This window comes from Francisella sp. SYW-9 (genome assembly GCF_008711465.1).
Taxonomy (GTDB): domain Bacteria; phylum Pseudomonadota; class Gammaproteobacteria; order Francisellales; family Francisellaceae; genus Francisella.
In genome coordinates, this window is record NZ_VXKQ01000062.1 from 1 (window position 1) to 759 (window position 759).

The window sequence follows — 759 nt, forward strand, 5'->3', positions numbered from 1 at the left end:
ATTCCAATTAGTGGATTGAGAGATTAAATAAGGAGATTCGTAGAACTACTAAGATCAGAAACTCTTTTCCTAATCCTGATAGTGCGATGAATCTTATTTGTGCTTGTTTGATGGACTTCGAACAAAAAACTTATAGATATCCAGTGACTGCTTTTTGTAAAGTTAAGGATATTTTGGATGCAAAACTCGACATGCTATAGACACACTTTTTTGGACGCTATCAAATAAGTAGATATTGATAGTCAGTAATGCAGCCTCATTAGCACCAGATTTATCTACATTTACTTTCTCTGGCAAACCATGCCTACCAATGGCTTTCTTAAAGAATTTACGTGCAGCTTTTTCATTTCTTTTTTCACTAACCATAAACTCCAAAGTATCTCCGTGTTTATCTATAGCTCTATATAAATAAACATCTTTACCTTTGAGTTTAAGGTAGGTTTCATCCATCTTCCAACTTATATAACTACCATATTTTCTAAAACTATTGCTAAAGACTATCTCTAATTCTTTAGCATATTTGATAACCCAACGATTGATTGTGCTATGGTCTACTTTAACTCCTCGCTCTTTCATTAGTTCTTCTACATGTCTATAACTCAATGGATATGATAAATACCATCTGATTGCTTGAAGTATCAATAATTTGGTAAAGTGTCTACCTGTGAAATCTATCATTTGTATTTTGAAATAAAATCTGTGATAAAATTATACTATAAATTCATGCTACTAGCAGTTTGCGACAGAACCTGATAAATA

General features: G+C 32.0%; 2 protein-coding genes. One reads left to right on the forward strand and one right to left on the reverse strand.

All coding sequences use genetic code 11. From position 1 onward, the window contains the following. The first annotated feature begins 14 nt into the window (after window positions 1-14). Window positions 15-200 carry a transposase gene (locus F3D62_RS12510; RefSeq protein WP_411961327.1) on the forward strand — a complete coding sequence of 62 codons (186 nt, stop codon included), beginning with the start codon at window positions 15-17 and terminating at the stop codon, window positions 198-200. Here F3D62_RS12510 and F3D62_RS12515 read toward each other — a convergent pair. Further along, window positions 163-678, reverse strand: a complete 516-nt coding sequence (locus F3D62_RS12515) for an IS6 family transposase (protein ID WP_150468576.1) — start codon at window positions 676-678, stop codon at window positions 163-165. The two genes, F3D62_RS12510 and F3D62_RS12515, sit on opposite strands and share 38 nt — an antisense overlap. Window positions 679-759 lie beyond the last annotated feature (81 nt).

Bases quoted from the DNA above. Each gene is read 5' to 3' on its own strand.
- F3D62_RS12515 (WP_150468576.1), bottom strand. From the start codon at position 678: ATGATAGATTTCACAGGTAGACACTTTACCAAATTATTGATACTTCAA.